Source organism: Phaeobacter sp. S60 (assembly GCF_000826845.1).
GTDB lineage: Bacteria > Pseudomonadota > Alphaproteobacteria > Rhodobacterales > Rhodobacteraceae > Phaeobacter > Phaeobacter piscinae.
The window spans coordinates 24,991-46,644 of record NZ_JSWJ01000007.1; the positions used below are offsets into that span (position 1 = coordinate 24,991).

Genomic DNA, 21,654 nt, shown 5'->3' on the forward strand with positions numbered 1-21,654 from the left:
TCGCACGGGGATGAAAATGAGGAGGTTCAAGGGGCTAGAATTCGGCACCCATCATTCGCACAAACATGTTGCACGCTTTATCACGTCCACTGTGGCAACGTCTGGCATCCATGTTGAGATGGTCCGCTTACAAACCGAGAGCCGTCTCCATCCTCTCATGCTCAAAGGCTGGCGCGCATCTTCTGTGCGCGGCCCCGGTAATACCATGCTGGCGGAGTGTATCACCCCAGATCTCGCTCACCGTTTTTGCCATTTCCCTGGCCATAACCTTGGCATCAGCTTGCTCGATATCAAAGAAGGGCGCGGCTTCGACAACTGCTTCTACTGAGGGTTCAAAGCCGTGAATATCACTGATCCCGGTTTCTAAAGTCGGTTGTCTGCGTGGCTGCGGGTTTACGTCAAACATCGGTGACAGGCGCCATCGATTGTCGCGCACATAGAGAAACCCATGATTTTTCAGGTGATCATCAGTGTTTGTGATCAACACGGTGAACAATAGGCGCCGCCAAAGCTCCAGAATGTCCCTGTCAGGAAGAACAGACATTTGACGAAGAGCATCTGCAATGTCGGTGTAATAACCGTGAGCAGATCCTTTTTTCCCAAGAGCCGTACGGGCCGACATATATGGCAGACGACCACCTTTGCGGCGATCAAAGCGTTTGATGAGCCCAACAGGATGCCTGCTGGCCGCCAGTTCAAGTCGTGCCTCCGGTGTTCGAATACCGACCGCGCGCGCCATATTTAGCGTGGCGATTTCCAACCGCTCAACGGGCCATGTATCATCAATCGAGGTAAACTTTGCGATCCAGAGGTCATCGCCATCCTCGACATTGGCTTTGGGGCGCGCACCGCCAAGTGAACCAGCCGCGCCGACAAGATCACGCGCTTCGGCTTCAGCTCCATCCGGATCTCGCTCATACCGTGCCGCGATCGCGCGCAGTTCTTCAATATTCGCCAGGCGCGGCACGGGGGGCTGATCCGGATGGAATACCTCACCCTTTTCATTCAAAAACCGTAACGCCCCCTGGCGGGCCCTGTCATCTGCAGCAACCAGATAGTCAAACTCCGTCGCGCCCTCACCGTGCACCCGGCGAATGAGCTTACGCCCCCAACTATCAGGCGATGTATCCGTGAAGGGCCCTGCCAGAACATCTCGACGACGGCTGTCGCGCCCCTCAGACGAAGAATGGAAAGGCGCAAGACTGCGCGGCATGTCCGGAGCGAGGTCAAATCCTATCGGATTTTCAAGCCATCTTTCATCATAGATGAACGTGGAATGAGACCGGCGTCCATCGGTTTCAAAAATCAAACGACCAACGGGAATACAGGCGTCCCCAAGAACAACAAAAGCCTCAGGCATTAAAATGCTGTCCCTTCATCATCATCAACAGCAACCGTCCCTTTTGGCGCATCTTTCGATTTAGTCGGGATGGTTCTAATGTGCCTGCCGCGCTGCCGGATGCGCTCTGGGAGTTTGTCTCTATCCAGCCCGATGCCAGTGGCATCCGAAGATGGGTCGGCGATTTCAGCCAACCGGTCCAGCATGCCCAGAGCCAGAAGCGCCATGGCAAAGGTCTCAAGCCGAACACCACCATCGCCCCGCTCCAGCTTTGCAAGAGTCTTGTCGCTAACACCAATCCGGCTACAGAAATCCGCAACCGACATGCGGCGCCTTTTGCGCGCCGTCTGAATATCGCGACCAAGCTGCGACAAAGCGGATTTAACTTGCAATGAGCCCACAACACTCTCCAAGGGTTACATCGTACATTTTTCCGGCTTGAAAGGCTTAGTCCGGAATTTTCTCCGGTATAAAGCCTCACACCACATAAATCAAGGTTTCGCGTCATAATCCGACTGAAACTCCGATCTAAACCAATTAAATCGAACTTTTCTCCGGTTTATTCAAAAAACAGCTCAGGAAACACTTCTGGCGCATCCCCTCCCCTGCCCTATGATCCACTGCAGAACATTCAGACTGACTCGCGAAAGATTCGGACCCATACTTGCGAAATCTTGCAGATTCACTGTGCAGTAAACCTGCGGGCATCGACCGGTGGACCCCCTTCTTCACGCCGCCTGCCCGCTCAATCGGCCATAGAAGCTGCGCTCGAGATGCAACTCCCCTGCCCCGGCTTTTTGGACGATGCCGCGCAGATATCCGCCTGGAGACGCCACCTCACCGGCGCAATGCTTGTCGAAGGTCAAAACCAGCGCCGCCGTGGCGATTTGAGGCCCAAGGCGGTCCTGAGCGAGGTTCCAAGCGTGCTCCGAGATGCCGATCATCGGTCTCAATTGCCCAGCAACCCGGTGCAAATCGCCCCAACCCTTCAGATACCCGCCCATATTGCGCGCCCAGGACGCGAATTCAGGACAAGCTTGCATCACCGTCGGCAAATCAAGCGCAGCACCGCGTTTCTTGCGCGTTTCGGCAACCCAATCCTCCAACTCCCTATCCACCCACTCTTCCGGTGGCGCATTGGGCACCATGCCCGCCGCTTGCTCAGTTTCTGAGCGATTACAGGTTACAGGATTAAGTTGAGTTGTAATTAGTATATGAGGTTCAGGCTTGACCTCCCTGGGGTCCATTTCTTGAGTCTTTTCACTAACTTGTTCGGTGGTTTCAGTCGTGTTTTCCACAACCTCATCCGCCCGAACAGCCTTGAGATAGGCGGCCTCAACCCGCTCCTGAAGCTCCCTGAACCACGTCAGGAGGCGTTCAAGCGTCTCAGAGGCGGTATTCCGGCGCGGGAGACGTTCCAGGAGGTCCTCGAACATCCCTGAAAGGTGCTGCCATGGCCCTCTCAGCGCCGCGTGAGACGCCGCTTCGATCCGGGCGCGGATCATCCGGCGTGCAACCGTGATCTGGCGCTTCAGGCGCTGGCAGAGCTCGCGTTCGGCCTGCAGTTCGGCCTGAAGCTGCTCGAATTCCTCGACACGGGCCGAGAGCGGCGACAAATCAAAGCCGTAGGCCTCGATGATGCGCCCGTCAGCGTCCCTGTGGCCCCACCGCTTGCCATTGGGGCTGTCCTTGAAGGAAATCACACCGACCTCGGCCAGGCGCCGTGCATGGCGCTTAAGCGCTGACAGCGAGAAGCCTGTCTGCTCCATCAGGTAGGCATTGGATGACCAGACGATCGGACGCTGCCCCTCTTCCCAGTCCTGGGCCTGAGTGAAGGCCCCGAGCGTGTCGAGAAGCAGCATATCGCCGGCCTTGAGGCCGATATGAGCGCCAACGCGCTTCACAGCGACGAAGGCTTGGGTCTTGGGAATAGCTACCCGTTCACCGGCTTGGGCAAATTGCTCTGCAATGCCAAGGCCCGGTGTCGGCTTGCGCCAACCAGAATGTTTCATGAGATGTTTTGCCTCCTCTGCTCGATAGCAGGCAAAAGAAACCCGTTCGCTCAGGAGCGTTCGTCATTGACAGTGATTCGCCGGAGAACTATCTTGATAGCGACCAAACAATCTTGATTAGCTCTCAGGCCCTCAGCTTGGGGGCTTTTCTTTTGCCGTTATCTCAAAGCATATACGCTCCTGTTTCTTACCTCGTTTTTGACCGAAGATGGCCGTCTTCGCGGTTCCTGCCTCTTACTTCGATCCGTGTTTAACCAGATATTCTGCAATGACGTCACTCAATCCGTTGAGAATATCCTCATCCAATGTAAGCCCCGAAGCGGCGACAGAGAGCTTGCCTCCCTGCCCCGTCACGCTGAGTTTTCGCGACCCAATCTTTCGCTGAATGGTGAGCTTCCTGGGCTTTGTTGGCTTTTTCTGAGCAGGTTTTAGCGGCTTACCGGACAGGTCGTTTAGAACCCGTTCGAGATCACGATGACTAAGCTCGTAGACATCTTTGCACGCGTGCAAAATCTCATCCCTCGCTGCGTAAACCGCGCGGCCGCGAGATACGGCACTGTTGTGCACACCTACGCGTTTTGCGAACTCAGTCGCTGTGAGCTTCTCGTGCTGGGTAGCATCTTGAAGCCGCTCAAACATCTCTCCGATCGACACCAAACGCTCAAACGCGCTCAGGTTCTCTCGTTCCTCGTTTTCTCGAAACCGCATGAACAGCATCTCGAACTGCTCTTCTCGGGAACCCCGGTGCGACTGTGGGACGAGTATGGCCCGCACTGGACGGCCCAATGCTTCAAGTATCGCATGGCGTCGGCGCCCAACGATTAGATGGAACACGACCCCTTCCACATTTTCGGGCTCGCGCTCGTCCGGCCGCCAATTCGGGTCCGCTGGCCAGACATGGATAGGTGTATCTTGGCCGTTTTTCTCAATACTCTCCTTGAGCTTCTCGTATGCCTCCTGATCGCGCCAATCTTCACGCCGATCCGAACCGATCACATCAACAATCTGCGACGCATCGATCTGCAATTCATGACGACCGGAAAGGATCTGCTCCACAATCTGGGCGCGTTCGACTTGGAGGATTTGGCTGGCATCTGACAGTGCACCAGCTTTCCAAGCGCTGCCAGAGCCGCCCAAACGCGGCTTGACACCTCCGACCAGCTTCGCTTCGCCAACAGAATGTGGATCCGTGGCTTCCATATCAGAAACTGCAGGCACCTCTTCATCTTGGCGCACAGCTTTTTTCTTGAGGACCGAACTGCTCAACGTTCTCTTCATTCGGCTTCCTCCTCAAAGTCATAAAATTTCTGCATCCATTCGTCCGCGTATCCGCGCTCGAGCCCAGGCCAAAGACGCGAAACGATCGCATCGTTCACAGCGTCAGCGTTTTCAATGAAGCGATTGATGCCCTTGCGCTTGCCAGGTGTATCCGGATCGTACTCGTATACTGACTGATAGACATCAGAGGCATTCGAAATCGCATCAGAGCGGAGATAAAACACTGGTAATACTTCGTCAGGGCAATTCTCCAGAAGATTACCGACTTGCGTGAGGTCTTGTTCATTTGTCCGCTGCACAATGGTGGGCAACAGCATATGCGCAGCACCTCCCATATCGATGCGATCAGTCGCAAAGATATGACGCAGCATGGTGAGCAGACCCGTCACGAAAGTTGAGAGGGTCGCGATGTCGAAACCCTTCATCGTCTGCGGAATAATGAGCGACGTGGACGCCATGACATTGTTTAGCTGAAAGAGTGTCAGCGCCGGCTGATAGTCGATAATGATGCAATCCAGCGTTTCGTTCAGAGCGCGATCAAGTTTTTTCGGGTCAACCCGCCCATCAGTCACTAATTCATTCGGGCGGGTGACGGGAGGGTGCCCTTCCTTCCAGCGATCGATGGAGTCTCTGAGGAACCTGTAAAAGCGCTTCTCCGGAGTCCCCGCGCGTAGCAGCCTGGCGATCTGAATTTCGCCTTCAGAGGTTTCGCCATGGGCTGGGACCAACCTCACGCCCGGCCAGGAAGTACGCTTAAAGAAGCTGTCGAGTGTTTCCGCATCGTAATCGGTATAGGGGACGTTTTCGTCTGTTTGAAAAAGCCCAGCAAAATCCACCATTGTCGGAGTTTCATCGTCCGGCAACGTAGGCATTTCCTCACCGCCCACGAAATAGAGCGTGATCGTGCTTTGCGGGTCGGCATCCATGACGCCCACGCGCATCCCGTAGTGCAGGCTCAGATACTGCGCGAAATGCGCGGCACTGAGTGACTTTGCGGTGCCACCTTTCTGGCTTGCAAAGGAGATGACAGGCAGCGGATCATCTGGCTTTCGCCACGCAAGAAAATGTTCTGGCCGTTTTGCCGTTGCAGCCATCAAGGCCCGGATGTGCATCAGCTCGGCAAGTGTGAACACACGCTCTCGCCCGACATGTTTGCCGGCTGGAAAATCCTCGTTGTCCTTGGCGAACTTTGTCAGATGCTGGTGGCTGATATTCAAAAACCGCGCGCTTTGGCGCATCGACCAAGAGCGCTTGATCCGCTCGCGCATCGTCAACTCTTTGTTGACCGAGACCATGGTTCGGCCGAGGCCTCGTTCGAGCTCTTGAAGAAACTGTTCTATACTGCCGCTCATGACACCGCTCTCTTTCGATTCTCTCCCAGAATCGCTTCCCGAGCTTAATAGCACGGTTTTCAGCCAAATGTACATATATTGTACGCCTACGTAAATTTCGGCGCACAATATGGGCTATACCGAGATGCGTATCGCACGGCAACCGGCGCATACTGCGAATTTTGCACGCGTGCAAAATCGCTCTTCAAGCCTTTTGCGCTGGCCGGAATGCCGGCCAGCGCAAAGGGTCAAGCCGCTTCCTTCGGTCCCCAGGGGATCACTGCCTGAAGCGTGTCATCCTCCTGGTTTGCGGCCTTGCCGAGGTTCGCGTTGAAGCCGAAGTCGCGGATCGTCAGCGTGAAGTAATCGGCGCCAGTGTCGCGGTTCTGTTTCTTCCAGATGCCGCCACACTCGACCAGGCGGCCACGAGGCGAACGGCCAAGGACGCGGTGGGTGGGGGCCATGGGGTTGTCGCTTGTGACCGGCTCGACGGTTATGTCAATGTCGAAGGTCAGGGTCGAGATCGAACCAACGCCCATGGCGGTTTCGATGTCGGCGCTTGCGAATTTGATGCTGTTGATGGTCATTGCTGCTTTCCTTTTCTGGTGTTGCAATGATGGTCAGAGGGCAGGGGCACCGACCTTAAAAACACCGAAGGCGCAGCGAAGCGAAGAAGGGCAGGGTGCCTGAATTTTGCCGCGCGAGGAATGCACGAAGGGCAGGGGAAAATTCCGGCAACGGCCCTTTGTGTTTAGGGCGGACCCTGCGACCAGCATGATATGCAACACCCAGGAAACGAAGGCGGTCACACCAACAGGCACTTCGATTGCGCCCAATGTCGATCCGAAAAAGCTATTGAACTCTTGCAAGTTGACCTTTCATGACCGGCTTTGAGATGTCACATCAAAAACCCCCAAACCATCTGTCATGCGCGATTCGGCGATAGCCCGGCGGTTGAGAGGAGCATTTATGGAAGAGATTACAGAACTGCGTTTCAACGCACTGGCCGGCTATGCGAGGCAGCCTCAAGCCGCGCTGACCGGCGAAGAGCTCGCTTACTTCGAAGCCGAGGATGGCAGCATTCTTGGCCTGATCATACGGGATCTGGAAGATGGCGACTTTGCGGGCATGGCCTTTGGCCGTGACGCAAAGTTGCGTTTTCGTTGGACGTCGATGACGGAGTTTTTCGAGACCCCAGATCAGGCGCACGGTGCCTTGGAACGGCTGATCACTGAGTTGCTCGACAAACCGGCGGAGTTTCACCACCAAGGCGATGAGGAAGGTGATCCGGTGGATTTCTTCGCTCCTGTACACGCACCAGAAACGATGCATTCGGACTTCCAGAAGGTTGCGTCGGAGGCTGGTTTCTTTCCTGCTCGGAGTATAATCGAACCCATGATGCGGTGGCACGAAGATTTGGATGGAAACTTCGTGGAGCAGTTTCAGTCCACAGCTTTCGACCAGAGGATATGGGAGCTCTACCTTTTTGCGACGCTTGTCGAACTTGGTTTCGCTTTCGACACGGCAAATGCCGTGCCTGATTTCATTGGCCGAAGCCTGTTTGGGCAAATCGCCGTTGAGGCCGTAACGGTTGGCCCAACCAGACAGGGTGCCCAGATCATTCCGCCACCGCCTCTTGAGACCAAAGAAGACAGGGAAGCATTCCTCGAGCACTATATGCCGATCAAATTCGGCAGCCCTTTGTTCAGCAAACTGAGGAAAAAGTATTGGGAGAAAGAGCAGATCGCGGGGATGCCGTTGGTGTTTGCAGTTGCGGATTTCTCTTCCCCTGGCTCCATGATCTATACCCGGTCCGCGTTGGAGCGATACCTCTATGGCTATTCCTATGAGGCAACACATGATGCGCAAGGAAAACCCATCGGGAAGCGAACAAAGATCGCCGAACATCGTTGGGGAGACAAAGTGGTGCCCTCAGGCTTCTTTGACATTCCGGGCGCAGAACATGTGAGCGCTGTGATCTCCACAACAGCTGGCACGATTTCAAAGTTCAATCGCATGGGGGTTTTGGCGGGCTTCGATGCAGGCGATGTCATGATGATACGTACCGGCACAGTCGTGGACCCCGATCCGGAGGCAACTCATCCGCTGGTTTTCAAGGCGCTAGTGAACGCGGAAGGATACCGCGAAAGCTGGGTGGAGGGGTTGAACGTCTATCATAATCCACGCGCCGTCATACCCCTCGCAGAGCATTTGATACCCGGTGCGGCACATCACCATTGCGACGCAGACGGCAACTGGACCACATCGGCCCCGCAGTTCCACCCGCTGGCATCCCAAACCCAAATCCTCGGCGGCGTGAAAGTCGCTGAAGCGCTAGAAGGATTTGACGGACCTGCGATCCGGTTTTGGAAGAAACCTAGGGCAACATAGGAAACAACGAAGTGGTTTTCACCATGATTTCAATCGCTTGGTCCGCACAACCTTTAGTGAAATGAGACCGCCGCACCGCCCAGGCGGTGCTCCTGCGCGGACAGCGCCGGTCCGGCGGCGGGGCAGGGGGCTTGTCCTTCTGCCCCGCCGCCGGACAATTTTCCGGCCTCCCCCATGGAAAACGCTGAACAAAAAAGAAGCCCCGCCGAAGCGGGGCCAGTTGGTCCTTCCCACGAAGGAGCTGTCAGGTGCAGTCGGGCACCCATTTGTCGAGTTTGGCTTTTTGATCGGGCGTCAGGCCCATCAGCTTCTGGGTGGTCGGATCGCTCACGAGCTTTTCCATCTTCTCGGCCTTTTCTGCTTTCTTGAGCTTGGCGAAAGTGGCGACACGCTCGTCGCGGGCATCACAGTCGAGGAACTCGCAAAGCAGATCGACAAGGTGGCCAGCTGACACTCGCGAGAAGAAATCCTCAGCCGTGGGCGTCCAGTGTTTCCGGATATCGGCCCCGGCCTCGTCAGCGATCAAGCCGAAGAACTCTGCGCCGCCAGCCCGATAGGGCAGGGCGCGCGCAATCGCTTCGGTGATCTGGACATTGCGGGCCTTCTTTCCGTCCTCGCGGAAAGCGGCAAAAGCTTCTGAAAGGTCTTCAACACGGGTGCCCTTCTGCCAGTATTCGCTGGCATCGATCCCATGATCGAGACGCGGCTCGTGAGTAAACCCGTCTTCAACGCTTGGTGCATTGGTCGGGCGGTCCAGCCGAATGCCGAACACGCTTTCGAAACTCCCTGATGCCTCCGACAGGCCAAAACCCAGAAGGTCCAGAACAAGTTCAGGTTTGGCCAGCAGTGCCGCCTGTACCGAGGCCAGCCGGATCGCCTGAATATCCGCCACCAGCTTTTGCGAATATGGGGACTTCGAAGTCTCAGATTTGGTGGTCTGCGGCGCTTGCAGGACACCGGCCTTGATGGCGGCTTTCCTGTCTTTGGGACGGACCAGACCGGCGGTGATTTCAACCTTGCCAGACCCATTCACAAGGATGATGCAGCCCGCATGGGCTTTCTGAGCCTCGGAATAGTCGCCGTCGAGAAGGACCTGCAACTCGACAAGCCGCGCTTCGCCAACCTCGTCTAGAACCCCGCCATTGGCGAGGTCGGCCAATTCATCGTATTCCTCGGCTTCTGCTTCGGTCAGATCACCTTCGACGGGATAGAGCCGTGCCAACTTCATCTGATCCAACTCGTAGTAGTTGAGCCAGGCCTCGGGTCGGGCCTCGGCCCATGCCCAGCCTTGAGCCTCGATCAGATCGGCACGGGTCGCGTCCAGCTTCTCGGTGAACAGGTGATCCAGAAGGGCAGGGGAGGCGAGGAAGACCTCGTCGGAAAAGAGATCGCGCGTGACCGTGCCGCCTTCGGCCTCATAGGCCTCGACGCCAACAAACTTGGCGCGACGGTCCGTAGCCTTGATGGCATCGGGATGAAGCGCATTCTTGATCGCGCTCTCGGAGACGGGTTGTCCTTTGACCTGACCAAGAACGCTCAGAGTGAGTGCCTCGTCGTCAGAAAGCGTGAAGGCCTTGGCGGTGCCGAGGCTGATCTCACCCGCCGCCAGCGCGTCGAGCACCGGCGCGGGCAAGCCCGCCAGCGCCAACCGCTGGTAGACGCGGGCCTCGGTCACGGCGAAAGCGAGGGCGATTTCCGGCACGGTCGCCCCGCGCTGTTTCATGCGACCGAAGGCGCGGATTTCATCTGCGGGGGTCATGTCCTCGCGGGCAGCGTTCTCGGCGCTGGCCCAATCCTCGGCCTCAGCAGCGTCAGCGGCCAGCTTGACCGGGACCGTGGTGAAGGGATGGGTCTTGGACCGCTCCGCAATCATCTGGATAGCGCGCAGACGGCACCCGCCTGCGACAATACCAACCTTGCCGTCCTCGTCCATGAGGCCTGCAAGATTGTGGATGAGGCCGAAGCGCTCAATACTGTCCGCAAGGCTTTCGATATGGGCCACAGAGACCGCTTTGCGCGGGTTCAGATCTGAGATGTAGAGCATCTGCAAGGGGATTTGCAGGATCACGGCGCTGGTCGTGTCTGCTTGGATGGGTTGTTGCTTGGTCATTGGGTTGTCCTTTCGGATAGATGTCAGGCCCGCTCGGAACGCGGCACAGGCGCTCGGCGGCTGATTTTGTTGATGGGGTAGGGGAAGGGAACCGGAACCGGTGTGACTCCGGCCCAGCGGCGTCACCACCAGCAAGAATAGATCACGGTCGATCCCTGTTCTATTTCGGCCCGCGCCCAAGCGCAGAACTCAAGATCGTAATCGCGGGACTCAGCCGCCACCTCGTCCTGAAACTGATGGCCATAGAAGAACCCGCCCTCGCAATGGGGCAGGGCGCTTCCCTTCACGGCTTGCTCCAGCGTGTCAATGTCGGCGGTTTCCAGTTTCAACTCACCGCAATTCAGATCGGACGCCGAAAGCCCGGTCCGCTCGATGTAGAGCGCCTCCATGAAGGTTTGCAGCTTGGAATGTTTGCGCCAGACGAATTTCGGGCTTTCGCCCTCGTCTCCGCTTTCGGGTGTTTTGACAAATGCGTATTGATCAAGGCCCATGGCCTGCTCCTTTCGTGGTTAGAGCGGCGCGGAATCTTCTTCTTGTGACCTCTTGGCCATGGCCCGCTTACCGCCAGTGGCGGAGGCCTCGACTGATCTGTCAGTCCGAAAAGCCCCCGTGCTTTTCGGCTGGGCAGAGCAGGGGAGGGCGAAGCACGACCTGCGGCCGGACGGCGGCCCGACACAGGGGGCCGGAGCGGCGAAATCGGGAGGGACCCGCGCACCCGCGTGGGAGGAACCGGATTTCTCCGCGGAGGCTGGCGCGGAACGCGACACCAGAGCCCCTGTTCGGGGCGCCGGCCGGATGGCAGGCGGAATTCAGACTTGGAAACCTGCCAGCCGGGTTAGAGCAAAGCGGAGACCCGGCTGACCGCTGGTTCGAGCGATCGCGGTCTCGCCCGTGATCTCATCTGAGATATGCACGAAGGATCGCTACCCGCATGGGCGGAGACGCGGGCTACGCGGCTCCGGGCGCAGCCAAGAGCCTGATCAGCGCCAGGGCGCTGACGTGCCAGATGGACACAACAGGTACTTAAAAGTGGTTACTTTTCATTTGCTTATGATCTGGAAAAATCATCCGGATCCAGGCCATCTTGCTGTTTTATCCCTTGAGCGAATGCTTCAAATACATCGTCAGTCGTCCTGAATATCTTTGACCTGGCAAAATGTGTGGCGACCTCAGTAGAAATTTCTGCGGGGGACTTGGCCTCTGGATTGCCTGCTGCCCATGAACGACCTGGGTGGATCGTATCCCAAGGGCTTTTGTTGTTGGCCCGCGTCGTCGATGCATCTCCATGTTTTCCCAGTCCATAAAGAATGCGAGTCTCGTTGTTCCAAATTGGTTCAAACAAACGGATAAGGTGAATTTCTGCAGAGGCTTGATAACCGCTCTGAACCGCTAGCGATCGACACTCAAAATCGGCCAGTTCAATCCCAGAAACCTTATCTATATTGCGGCGGTGTTCGCCTAACCTGTCGGTCAACTTAGTGAGTTGCTCAATGACTGTCTTTGCATTGGCCGGTGGATCGGCCTTGCCCACATAAATAGGCGTCTCTGTACCGGAGATTGGTGCATAGATTTCAGCATCTCCAGTATAGTAGATTGCGTAGACGCCGGAACCATATGCCTTGGACACATCTGCCAGCGGCCGACGATCCTGAGCAATCAAGGCAAGCGCAACAAAATGGCCAATGAGCCGCGGTTCGGTCGGATCAAAGAACGAATCTGGTAACGCTACAGGATCAAGCTCTCGCGCCAAACGATCGAGTAACTCCTGCATATCAGAAATCGACCCGAGGAGCGCTTTGCGAGAAGGACCGGTCAACGTAGCGGTCGTGGAAAGCTCCCGTAGCTCTTCCAGTGCGGTGCGCGTTTCTTCTACTTTGATGAGTTCTGGACGGCGCGCCATCAATTGCTCTCAGACGCCGCAAGTTGCTTAGCGACGCTGTCACCGACAACTTGTGCGAGTTTGACTGGGACTGCATTTCCAAGCTGGCGCATGCATTCGCTCCACGCCCCGTGGAACTTATAGCTATCTGGAAAAGTTTGTAGGCGCGCTGCTTCTCGCGTCGAAAAATACCGGACAGTACCATCCGCACGTCGGAGCATGTTTTCACCTCCCGGCACACCATGGACACCCGCCTTCAGGGTCTTTGCCGGTTCCTCGAGATAAGAACCCGTGTGACCAGGATAGGTGCGAGCCCCATCTTGGAAATTGTGGTTGAAGATGGACGCGGACTGCTTTGAACGTCGGGGGTCTGGCAAATCCGCAATCGCATCTCGCGTAGTCTGCCATGGCTTCGACAGCGGTCGATGCTCAGCGGAGAGTTTTCGCGATAGTTGGAGTGATCTGCCTTCAAGCCTGCGATCTTTCTTAGCAATCTTATGACGTTCCCAATAGTCACCGAACGTTTGGTCCCAAACCAGAGCTTCCATGCTGTGATCACCTGCATCGAACGACCAGCGAGCATCGACATCATCTCTAAATCCGACGAAAAGTACACGTTCGCGCTTCTGAGGCACGCCGTAGTTCGCCGAATTTAGGAGGCGGGTGACAACACGATAGTGCAGTCCTGGACGATTTGAGCGTGTATGATGGCGCTCCAAACGCGCCAGATGATCTTCCCAATGCTCATCGGGCTTCGAGATCATTTCGGGGTGTTCCATCTGCAGTTGGACATACTCGAAATAGTTCTGAAACGATGCGCGCATCAAGCCTTTGACATTCTCAAAAACAAACGCCTTTGGACGGGCCTCTCGCAATGCGCGGACGGCTTGTGGGAACATGTCCCGCGCATCGTCATAGGCACGATGACGTCCTCCAAGACTAAACGGCTGGCAGGGAGGACCACCAGAAATCAAATCGAGCGAGCCATCAAAAGGGGTAAAGTCGACATGCCGAATATCGCCTTCAACGACCTCCCACGGTCCTTTTTCCGATGAATCTTCCGCTAATACTTCATGGTTCTCTCGAAGCGTGTCACAACACCATTTGTTGTGCTCAACCACAAGCTGCGGCTCAAAACCCGCATTGGCCAAGCCGATACCCAATCCACCAGCTCCGGCGAACAACTCAACCGACTTGCGTTTAGATAGTTTCGCTGTGCATGTGTTCGCCATATGTTCTCAACCGCTCTTTTTCTTTCTTAGAGCAGAACGCTGCGCATTTCTCAAGAAAATTTGGCGAACTGCACCACACATCTATCAAATCAACGAGCACAACAAGAAGTTGGACGCAGCACCCAGTACATCATGAGAGATTGCTCGGAAGCAACTGCAGCATGCGGTTGAAAGGGACCCAAACACAGACCCACGATGACTTCGGAGAGCCCTCTATACAAATGATCGTCAGTCACTAGCCCCATCCTTTACGAAACTGGACATCTCGATGGGGAACAAGGCTTTTTTCGTTTGCTCGTTTCAACTAGAAAGAGTGGAAAAGGACATTGTATTGATGGATTCGTTGACTCAGGAACTTGATCTCACCCCCGACCCGCGCGTTCTTCAAATGCTGGGCGAGATCAACCTGCACCAGTGGCGATGCATCGCCGAATTGATTGATAATGGTATTGATGGTTTGATCGAGGCCGCGCGGTCAGGGAGCTCAATCGAGCATCCCGAGATATCCGTTACGATCCCAACATCGAACAAGCCCGACGCGCGTGTTGTTGTCAGGGATAACGGCCCGGGCATGTCAATTGACGTTTTGGAAAACGCGGTAAGGGCCGGATGGACCGGAAACAACCCCCTGACCAATCTCGGCCTATTCGGCATGGGCTTCAATATCGCCACGGCCCGATTGGGGTTGGTGACGGAGGTCTGGACCACACGGGCCGGTGATCCCGAATACGTTGGTGTTCGCATCGATCTTGACTCTTTGAGAGCGAGCCAGAGCTTTAAGGTCCCGCGGCAAACAAGAGCAAAATCCGATCACAGTCTACACGGTACCGAAATTGTGATCACAAAGCTTAAGCCCGATCAGCGCGCCTATCTCGCTCGCTCCGCCAACCTTGGTACGATCAGGAAGAACCTCGCCCGCACCTATTCGTCCCTTCTGCAAAACTCCGAGGCCGGTCGCGTCCGCCTTAAGGTCAATGGCAAGAAGCTGGAACCAAGGCGGCATTGTCACTGGGATCCGTCTCGCTCCGTTGAGCTCGGAGACGGGACGTCCGTCCATGCCGTCGAGGAGTTTGATGTGGCGCTCGCGCCACGCAGATACTGCCGGTATTGCATGCGCACGTTGGGCGCACAGGACGAGCAGTGCCCCACTGGTAGCGATCAATGCGAGGTTGTCGAAACCGAACGTCGCGTCAGGGGTTGGGTTGGACTTCAGCGATATTTGCACAAGTCAGACTTTGGCATCGACTTCATCCGAAATGGCCGAAAGATCGAGATCGGTTCGAAGGATCTTTTTGTTTGGAACAATGGCGATACATCAGAGGTCGAATACCCGATCGACGACCCCAGAAACCGCGGGCGTTTCGTGGGCGAGGTGCACATAGACCACTGCCGGGTGAGCTACACCAAGGACCGGTTCGAGCGGGACGATCCCGCCTGGACGGAAATGTCTCGAATTGTGCGGGGAGATGGGCCATTGCGGCCCATGGCCGCAAAGCAAAGCGGCTTCGATGGCAACGCAAGCCCGCTATACAAGCTCTTCCAAGCCTTCCGGCGTTCCAGCCCCCAAGGTAAAAACGGCCTTTGGTCCCGTGTCCTTGTGGTCAAAGACAACGACCGATCCGAGCAGATGGCGGATTCCTTCCATTCGAATGAGACCGATTATCTTGACGATGAACGCTGGTGGGAGCTCGTTGAGGAGCAGGATAAGGCCATCCTGGGCGATGGGGGCGGAGGAGGCGGAGAGCCTGATCTGCCGGATGGCTTTCTAGACGATGACGATCCAACGGACCCACCCGAGGACCAGGAAACCCCGCCACCAACCGAGGACGAGCCAATCGAACCGGAGGAGCCCGCTCCGGAGCGTGTCCTGGTGCATGAGCTAAGCCGAAAATACGTTCATCCAACGTATCGGGTTGAGTTCACGGTGGAGGCTTTCACAACCGAGCCGACGGACCCTGAACTTTCCGGTGGCCTACCCTGGACGCTGCGTCTGGACGATGTGGCAACCAGAACATACGCGTTCGTTGTGGATCCAACACATGACGTGTTCAGATCAACAACCATGACACCCATGGACGCGCTTCTCACCGAGCTCTCGGTGCTTACGCTCGATTTCCTCAAAGGGCAGGTTCACGATGTGACTTTGGCCAATATCCTGGCCGACTATCGATCCAGTTTTGCCACGGCGACCCGGTTGGACCCCGCCGAGATCATCGCGGTGGCGAACACGACATTTGAGGAGTTCACCAAGGCCATTCCCGATCTGCTGCCGGCTGGAAAGGGCAAAGAGTTTTATGATGAGCTGGCTTCCTCGGATCGTGAGCATATCGCCAAGAAGATGGCGGCACGTGGCATATCCGAACTGGGTAGCGTGATTTCGGAGGGGCGTTTCTGGGAGTTTATGGACTTTCATTCGGTGCGCGACGCTTTTGTCAGGCATCCCGAGTTATTCTTCGATGGTAGATACTGGGCTGACCCATTCGAAACGCTGAACCTTGGCGACCTGCTGGTTGATGACGAGGCTCGAAAAAGACTTGTCGCGCGATATGACGCCTACCTTGGAGACGCGATCTGGTTGTCCAACCAATCCTCCAGGGATCTTGAAAGCGCGAACCGGGACGCGATCATCCGAGCGACCTGTTCGCTGCGTCTTCTGCGACCTGATGTGACGAGCTGAATGGGAGACGCGTTTCTGGATACCCGCCGGCTGTTGAGCGGCCCCTGGCAAGCCTTTGAGCGGGATGTGGCCAGATTGCTAGTCTGCAACGGTTTCGAGGATGTTCGTGTCGTGGGCGGTTCCGGCGACCGGGGCGCGGATGTGCTGGGTCGGAAGAAGGGCGAGCTTTGGGTCATACAGTGCAAATTCACAACCAACGGCTACGCCGCTGCCTCGGCAGTTGACGAGGTTGCCGAGGCCTCACGGTTTTATCACGCCTCAAGAATATTCGTTGCAACGTCGAGGCCAGCCGGGCCCGCCATGAGGGCCGCGATCGAGCGCTGGAGCGCGTTGGGACTTGAAATAGGCATCCTCGAGCCCGCCCAATTGCTTCAAATGGCACGCAAAAGCCCAGAATTGCCCGCCTCGCGCCGGGAGCCTCGGGATTATCAGGAGGAAGCAGTTGAGCTCTTCATCGCCTCACTTCGGGAGACGGGCAGGGGGCAGGTTGTGTTGGCGACAGGGCTTGGAAAGACCGTCGTTCTCTCGGAGGCTGTAGCGCGCTTATATACGGATGGATTGGTACCCGGCAGAAAAACATTGGTCCTCGCCAGCACCCGTGAGTTGGTAGACCAACTTCAGCGTGCTTTCTGGGACCAGATACCAAAGACTATTCCGACGCACCGATTGGTCGGAGGGGAGTATCCCTCCTATTGGGACGGCATAACTTTCGCGACGGTTCAGAGCGCGGTCGCCCGTCTGGAAGAATTGCCCGAGTTTGACATTGTGCTGATCGACGAGGCTCACCACGTGGGCTCAGACACTTTCCGCGCTGTGACCGACCGAATGGCGGACGCCATGATCGGTGGCGTGACCGCCACTCCCTGGCGAGGGGACGGCTACGACATCGACACGTTGTTGGGACCGCCGGTGATCAGAGTTGGTATAGCCGAGGGCCTCAAGCGCGGATTTCTCTGCGAGGCCGATTATCGGCTCTTCGCCGACAATATTGATTGGGAGTTTGTCCGCGACAGGTCGCACAATGATTATTCGATAAACCAGCTCAACCAACGCCTTCTGCTTCCTACGCGTGACGAGGAGGCGGCTAGGAAGATAAAAGAGATCTTCGACCTCGAGAAACGCCGATCCGGCATCGTCTTTTGCTCCACCGTTTTGCACGCGCACAGTTTCGCGTCCATGCTCGGTCTATTTGGGCTTCGCTGTGAGGCGATCACAGGGGAGATGTCCGCCCGCGAACGCGATGAGGTCATGAGCAGGTTTCGAGCGGGCGCGCTCGATCTGGTCACGACGCGCGATCTCTTCAACGAAGGCGTCGATGTTCCGGATGTGGACCTGATCGCGTTCATGCGGGTTACCCATAGTCGGCGCATATTCGTCCAGCAGCTCGGTCGGGGTTTGCGGACCAGCCCACGCAAGGACAAAGTCGTTGTCCTAGACTTTGTCAGCGACCTGCGTCGGATTTCAGAAGTGATCAATCTGGAGATGGGTGCCAAGGGCGATCTTGAGCGCCTTCGGTTGCCAGGGGTAGTCGAGTTCCGGGATGAGAGCGCCGGTGGTTTCATTCTAGAATGGATGAAAGATCAAGCGGATCTTTTCTCGCGAGAGGGTGACGCGCGGTTGGAGCTTCCCAGGTTTGATTTCCCCGAGCCCCACGGCGGAGGAACTGTGCAATGAGTATGCCTGAGGACATCCGGCGCGGCATCAAAGAGGCTCTTTGGGAGAAGCTTGACCAATTAAGCTGGCTCACGATGTCAGACGCCGATCATTCGACGTACTACGAACAGTGGGCCAAATCACCTGACATCGGCGGAAAGCTCGGCCATTTCATGGACCCGCGGGCGGTGCGTGTCTACATCAAGGACACCTTGGTGAAGGACTACGCCCGCGAGCGTTTGCTTGAAAGCGGCGACCAGGTACTGCGGGTTTTGAACATTGACCCTGACATTGCCGTCGAAAGGAAGTTCATCAAACCTCATGGCATGCGACTTTCGGACGGTCGGGTTGTGTGTTGGGGCAAGAGCAGGGACTGGAAACACCTATTGATGGCTGCCTTTGAACGGCAATGGGCGACAAAGTCGTCCGCGAGTTCCTCTGTCGTGATCATCGAGACCGGTAAGACCTTGGACACGGGCGCCCGTGACCTCGTTCGGGAGGCGGCAGCACGCTTGGGCGTTGGCTCGGTTGTTTGGTGGGAGTAGGGCGATGAAAAAAGAGCTGGCCGGATGGTATCCGAAAACGGCGGATGAGGTCGCTGCGATTTGGGAAACCGCCATATTCGTGCCTGACGCGAATATTCTCCTGCACTGCATACGGCACCCCGCCCAAGTCAGGGACGAGTTGCTAAGGTTGTTTGAGGCCATGGGTGAATCCCTTTGGATTCCTTACCAGGTGGGTCTTGAATTTCACAGGAACCGCTTGGACGTGGAGCGCGCGGGCCTTGACGCTTACGATCAAATACAACGCGATTGCGGGAAGGCGATCGCGCAAGCCAGGGAGCGTCTTCGCCAGCTGCGCGCGCACCCAACGATAGAGATTGAGCGCGAGTTGGCCGCGTTGGAAAAGTACCAGAGCGATTTTGAAGCCCGACTGACCACCGCGAGGGAAACGCACCCGACCAAGGAAATCGCGACCGTTGTCGATCAGGTCACCAAGCTGTTTGAGGGCCGCGTTGGCTCGCAATGGACGGAAGACACGCTCGCCAAGCTAAAAAAAGAGGGGGAGACCAGGTACGCGCGACGTGTGCCGCCTGGATATCTGGACGCCAAGAAGGACGGCGACGAGTACAGAAAGTTCGGTGATCTGATCATTTGGAAGGACATGATCGCAAAGGCGAAATCGGAGAAACGACCGGTCATTTTCATATCCGATGATGTCAAGGAGGATTGGTGGTGGCTGCAAAACGGCCGAAAGCTTGGTCCTCGCCCCGAACTCGTCGAGGAATTCAGGCGGGAGGCCGAGCAAGAGTTTCACATCTACGAGTTTGGCAACTTCATTCGTGTCGCCGCAGATTACCACCCCGAGATCAAGAAGGATTTGGACGCGGTCGAAAGGAGCCTGCGACAGGACAGCGAGGCCAAGGAACGAAAGGCCAGAAGCGACGCCGACCGCGAGCGCTTGGATCAGCTTGTCGCCCTGGAGGACGAGCGCGATGATCTGATTGCGCAACTTTCTGGAAACCCCGATCAGAGACGGCAAAAAAGCACTTCAATAGACCGATCGACGATAAGGCGGCGGCTGAACGAGATCGACGAGCTGATAGAGCAGATGGATGAAGAGGTATAACGACTTCACGGACGAAAGGTACAAGGGGTACTGCCTGCACTGCGCCGCCCGGTTGGGTAAAATGCGTCAAACCCGCGATCATGTCCCGTCGAAAGTCCTGCTGGATCGTCCTTTGCCTGACAATGTTCACGTCGTCGACATCTGTGAGAAATGCAACAACGGGTTTTCCGCTGACGAGGAATACTTCGCGGCATTCTTGGGAACCGCGATGTTTGGCGGTGTCGATCCGGTGCCCAACATGTTTGAGGGCGCCCGTCGCGCGTTGCGCGGCAATCTCAAACTGGCGAGGGAGATAGCGGAACGCGTGGAACGCTTCACCGACGAAGACGGCATTTCAAGGCTGACTTGGTATCCGGATCTCGCGCGCGTCAGGTCTGTTGTCGTGAAGAATGCCAGGGGGCACGTGTTTCACGAATTGGGACAGCCTTGCCATGGCGATCCATCGAACGTTTTCATTCGTCCTCTAATCAACACTGAGGAGGAACTTCTGGCCGAGTTTCTTCTGGTTGATCATGGTAGCGCTTGGCCGGAAGTTGGCAGCCGGTTGCTCCAGCGGTTGTACAGCGGTGAGGACATGGCAGATGGGTGGATAATCGTCCAACCAGGTGTTTATGTTTATACCGTTTTTGAGGATGACGGTGTGATCGTCAGAAGCATCATTCGGGAGTATCTGTTAACTGAAGTACGATGGTCCTAACGAACGCAAAGGCACGATTTAATTAACATAATAAACCTTATGCGTTTAATTTCTTGTAGCCGGGCACATTCTAAACTGGCTTGCGATAAATGCCCTATCTTGCTGGAAGCGCAACATCACGGCGGTCACAGATCATGAATTGAAAATGATCTGTGACCGCCTCAACGCAACACCCAGAAAATGCCTCGGATGGAAAACGGCCGAAGTGATCCGGGAAACTCTGACGACGGACAATCCCAACATGAGTCGCAGTTCAGATATCGCTCACAGATAACCGTCGCGGACTTTGCCGCTAGCGGTTTCGAGTGATACCATTTCGACCCAATCCTACATGTGAGCTTCGCGGTAAACACAAGGTATCAATTGTTACCTTTGTTGCACACCCCGATTGGCAGAAAATTAGTTTAATAGAAATTTCCTCGGTGCGCACCTCATAGAGTGACCGGGAAAGGGGCGCCGCGTCAGTCGGTCGTGAAGGGAGAAATGAAATGACCCAGCTAGATTTAGCCAGAAACAGTCAGGCGGAGCGCCGGGTGAGGAAACTGGTCGAATACCGGTCCGCGCATTATGCTTCGCATTCGGAGGCAGCGAGTTACTTCACAAACACCCCTGCACGGGTCCAGTTTTGCTTTGCCAACCCGATCATCTGCCGCCTGGGACGCGGTCACAAAATCATGAGCGTGTCGGACAGCGACGCATTCGACTTCATGCCCGGCGATGTCATGTTCGTCCCGCCGGGGCTGGAAATCGACATCGACTTGAGCATGGCGCGCACGGACGCTCCGATTGAATGCGATTGCATCGAGATCGAAAACGAGCGCGTCGAGTCAGTGCTTGGACGACTGAACGAGACCATGACGCGTGGCGGGCACCCGATCGCGATGTCGCTCGACTGGACAGCGTTCTCGGTGTTGCGGGGCGGCGAGGCGGATGAGCTTGATCTGCCGAACCTGATGCGCCTGTTTCGGACCGAAAGAGATGTGTTTTCCGATTTGCGCATTGACTCCAAGATTGACGATCTTCTTCTACGGCTACTCCAGCTTCGCGGGCGTTCCCTGCTTGTCAGCAAATACGGATCGCACGATTCCGGTATTGCGGCGGTAGCCAGCCTCATCCGGGACAACCTGCACCGCCATGTGCCGATCGCGGAACTGGCACGTGCTGCCGCGACGTCGGAATCGTCCGTGAACCGCCAGTTCAAGAAGTACTTCGGCACCACGCCGGCGCGCTTTGCCAACAAGGTCCGCATCGCCGAGGCAAAACGTCAATTGCGCAAGTCTCTGACGCCGATAGAGGCTCTTGCCTTTGAGCTTGGCTTTTCTGATGCGAGCCATTTCGGTCGAACTTTCCGCAAGACCACAGGCGAAACGCCTGCGGGTTATCGTAAGCGCCGTCAGAGACCGCCAAGTATGTTGTCTTGATTGTT

General features: G+C 56.3%; 17 protein-coding genes. 7 read left to right on the top strand and 10 right to left on the bottom strand.

Annotated features, from left to right (window positions below; all coding sequences use genetic code 11):
• Positions 1-127: 127 nt before the first annotated feature.
• The 6 genes from OO25_RS07565 to OO25_RS07590 all read right to left on the bottom strand — a co-directional run bounded on the left by OO25_RS07565 (position 128) and on the right by OO25_RS07590 (position 6,547).
• The gene (locus OO25_RS07565; RefSeq protein WP_040179380.1) at positions 128-1,360 is read right to left on the bottom strand and encodes a type II toxin-antitoxin system HipA family toxin; all 1,233 of its coding nucleotides are present in this window, start codon (positions 1,358-1,360) and stop codon (positions 128-130) included.
• Entirely contained in the window at positions 1,360-1,740 is a 381-nt protein-coding gene (locus OO25_RS07570; RefSeq protein WP_071233279.1) for a helix-turn-helix domain-containing protein, read from the bottom strand. Before OO25_RS07570 ends, OO25_RS07565 begins: the two co-directional genes overlap by 1 nt.
• Positions 1,741-2,067: 327 nt before the next feature.
• Positions 2,068-3,351: a plasmid replication protein RepC gene (repC, locus tag OO25_RS07575; RefSeq protein ID WP_040179382.1), complete on the bottom strand. Its 1,284-nt coding sequence runs from the start codon at positions 3,349-3,351 to the stop codon at positions 2,068-2,070.
• 234 nt (positions 3,352-3,585) lie between these two features.
• Positions 3,586-4,629, bottom strand: coding sequence for a ParB N-terminal domain-containing protein (locus tag OO25_RS07580; protein WP_040179384.1), 1,044 nt, complete (start codon positions 4,627-4,629; stop codon positions 3,586-3,588).
• Positions 4,626-5,981 carry a ParA family protein gene (locus OO25_RS07585; protein WP_175304806.1) on the bottom strand — a complete coding sequence of 452 codons (1,356 nt, stop codon included), beginning with the start codon at positions 5,979-5,981 and terminating at the stop codon, positions 4,626-4,628. The genes OO25_RS07580 and OO25_RS07585 overlap by 4 nt, the downstream gene beginning before the upstream one ends.
• A 227-nt stretch (positions 5,982-6,208) precedes the next feature.
• A complete protein-coding gene (locus tag OO25_RS07590) occupies positions 6,209-6,547 on the bottom strand; it encodes a DUF736 family protein (protein WP_040179388.1) in 339 nt (112 codons plus the stop codon).
• Between the two features lie 382 nt (positions 6,548-6,929).
• Here OO25_RS07590 and OO25_RS07595 point away from each other — a divergent pair, with 382 nt between their 5' ends.
• Complete coding sequence (locus tag OO25_RS07595; protein WP_040179389.1) at positions 6,930-8,351, top strand: hypothetical protein; 1,422 nt, start codon at positions 6,930-6,932, stop codon at positions 8,349-8,351.
• A gap of 244 nt (positions 8,352-8,595) precedes the next feature.
• On the opposite strand, the gene OO25_RS07600 is transcribed toward OO25_RS07595, so the two are convergent.
• From OO25_RS07600 to OO25_RS22460, 4 genes are all read right to left on the bottom strand, one after another.
• Positions 8,596-10,461 carry a ParB/RepB/Spo0J family partition protein gene (locus tag OO25_RS07600; RefSeq protein WP_040179390.1) on the bottom strand — a complete coding sequence of 622 codons (1,866 nt, stop codon included), beginning with the start codon at positions 10,459-10,461 and terminating at the stop codon, positions 8,596-8,598.
• Positions 10,462-10,583: 122 nt separating this feature from the next.
• Positions 10,584-10,952, bottom strand: coding sequence for a hypothetical protein (locus tag OO25_RS07605; protein ID WP_040179392.1), 369 nt, complete (start codon positions 10,950-10,952; stop codon positions 10,584-10,586).
• 557 nt (positions 10,953-11,509) lie between these two features.
• A complete protein-coding gene (locus tag OO25_RS07610) occupies positions 11,510-12,361 on the bottom strand; it encodes an Eco29kI family restriction endonuclease (RefSeq protein ID WP_052465610.1) in 852 nt (283 codons plus the stop codon).
• The gene (locus tag OO25_RS22460; RefSeq protein WP_082035294.1) at positions 12,361-13,572 is read right to left on the bottom strand and encodes a DNA cytosine methyltransferase; all 1,212 of its coding nucleotides are present in this window, start codon (positions 13,570-13,572) and stop codon (positions 12,361-12,363) included. Before OO25_RS22460 ends, OO25_RS07610 begins: the two co-directional genes overlap by 1 nt.
• Positions 13,573-13,906: 334 nt before the next feature.
• On the opposite strand from OO25_RS22460, the gene OO25_RS07620 reads away from it, so the two are divergent.
• From OO25_RS07620 to OO25_RS07645, 6 genes are all read left to right on the top strand, one after another.
• A complete protein-coding gene (locus tag OO25_RS07620; RefSeq protein ID WP_040179446.1) occupies positions 13,907-16,249 on the top strand; it encodes an ATP-binding protein in 2,343 nt (780 codons plus the stop codon).
• On the top strand, positions 16,250-17,923 hold the full coding sequence (locus OO25_RS07625; RefSeq protein ID WP_040179395.1) for a DEAD/DEAH box helicase family protein: 1,674 nt from the start codon (positions 16,250-16,252) through the stop codon (positions 17,921-17,923). It begins immediately after the preceding gene.
• Positions 17,920-18,447 (top strand): hypothetical protein, encoded by a 528-nt coding sequence (locus OO25_RS07630; RefSeq protein WP_040179397.1) that lies wholly within the window; start codon positions 17,920-17,922, stop codon positions 18,445-18,447. The genes OO25_RS07625 and OO25_RS07630 overlap by 4 nt, the downstream gene beginning before the upstream one ends.
• A 4-nt stretch (positions 18,448-18,451) precedes the next feature.
• The gene (locus OO25_RS07635) at positions 18,452-19,531 is read left to right on the top strand and encodes a PIN-like domain-containing protein (protein ID WP_052465611.1); all 1,080 of its coding nucleotides are present in this window, start codon (positions 18,452-18,454) and stop codon (positions 19,529-19,531) included.
• Positions 19,518-20,228 carry a hypothetical protein gene (locus OO25_RS07640; protein ID WP_040179398.1) on the top strand — a complete coding sequence of 237 codons (711 nt, stop codon included), beginning with the start codon at positions 19,518-19,520 and terminating at the stop codon, positions 20,226-20,228. Before OO25_RS07635 ends, OO25_RS07640 begins: the two co-directional genes overlap by 14 nt.
• A gap of 488 nt (positions 20,229-20,716) precedes the next feature.
• On the top strand, positions 20,717-21,649 hold the full coding sequence (locus tag OO25_RS07645) for a helix-turn-helix domain-containing protein (RefSeq protein ID WP_040179399.1): 933 nt from the start codon (positions 20,717-20,719) through the stop codon (positions 21,647-21,649).
• Positions 21,650-21,654: the final 5 nt, after the last annotated feature.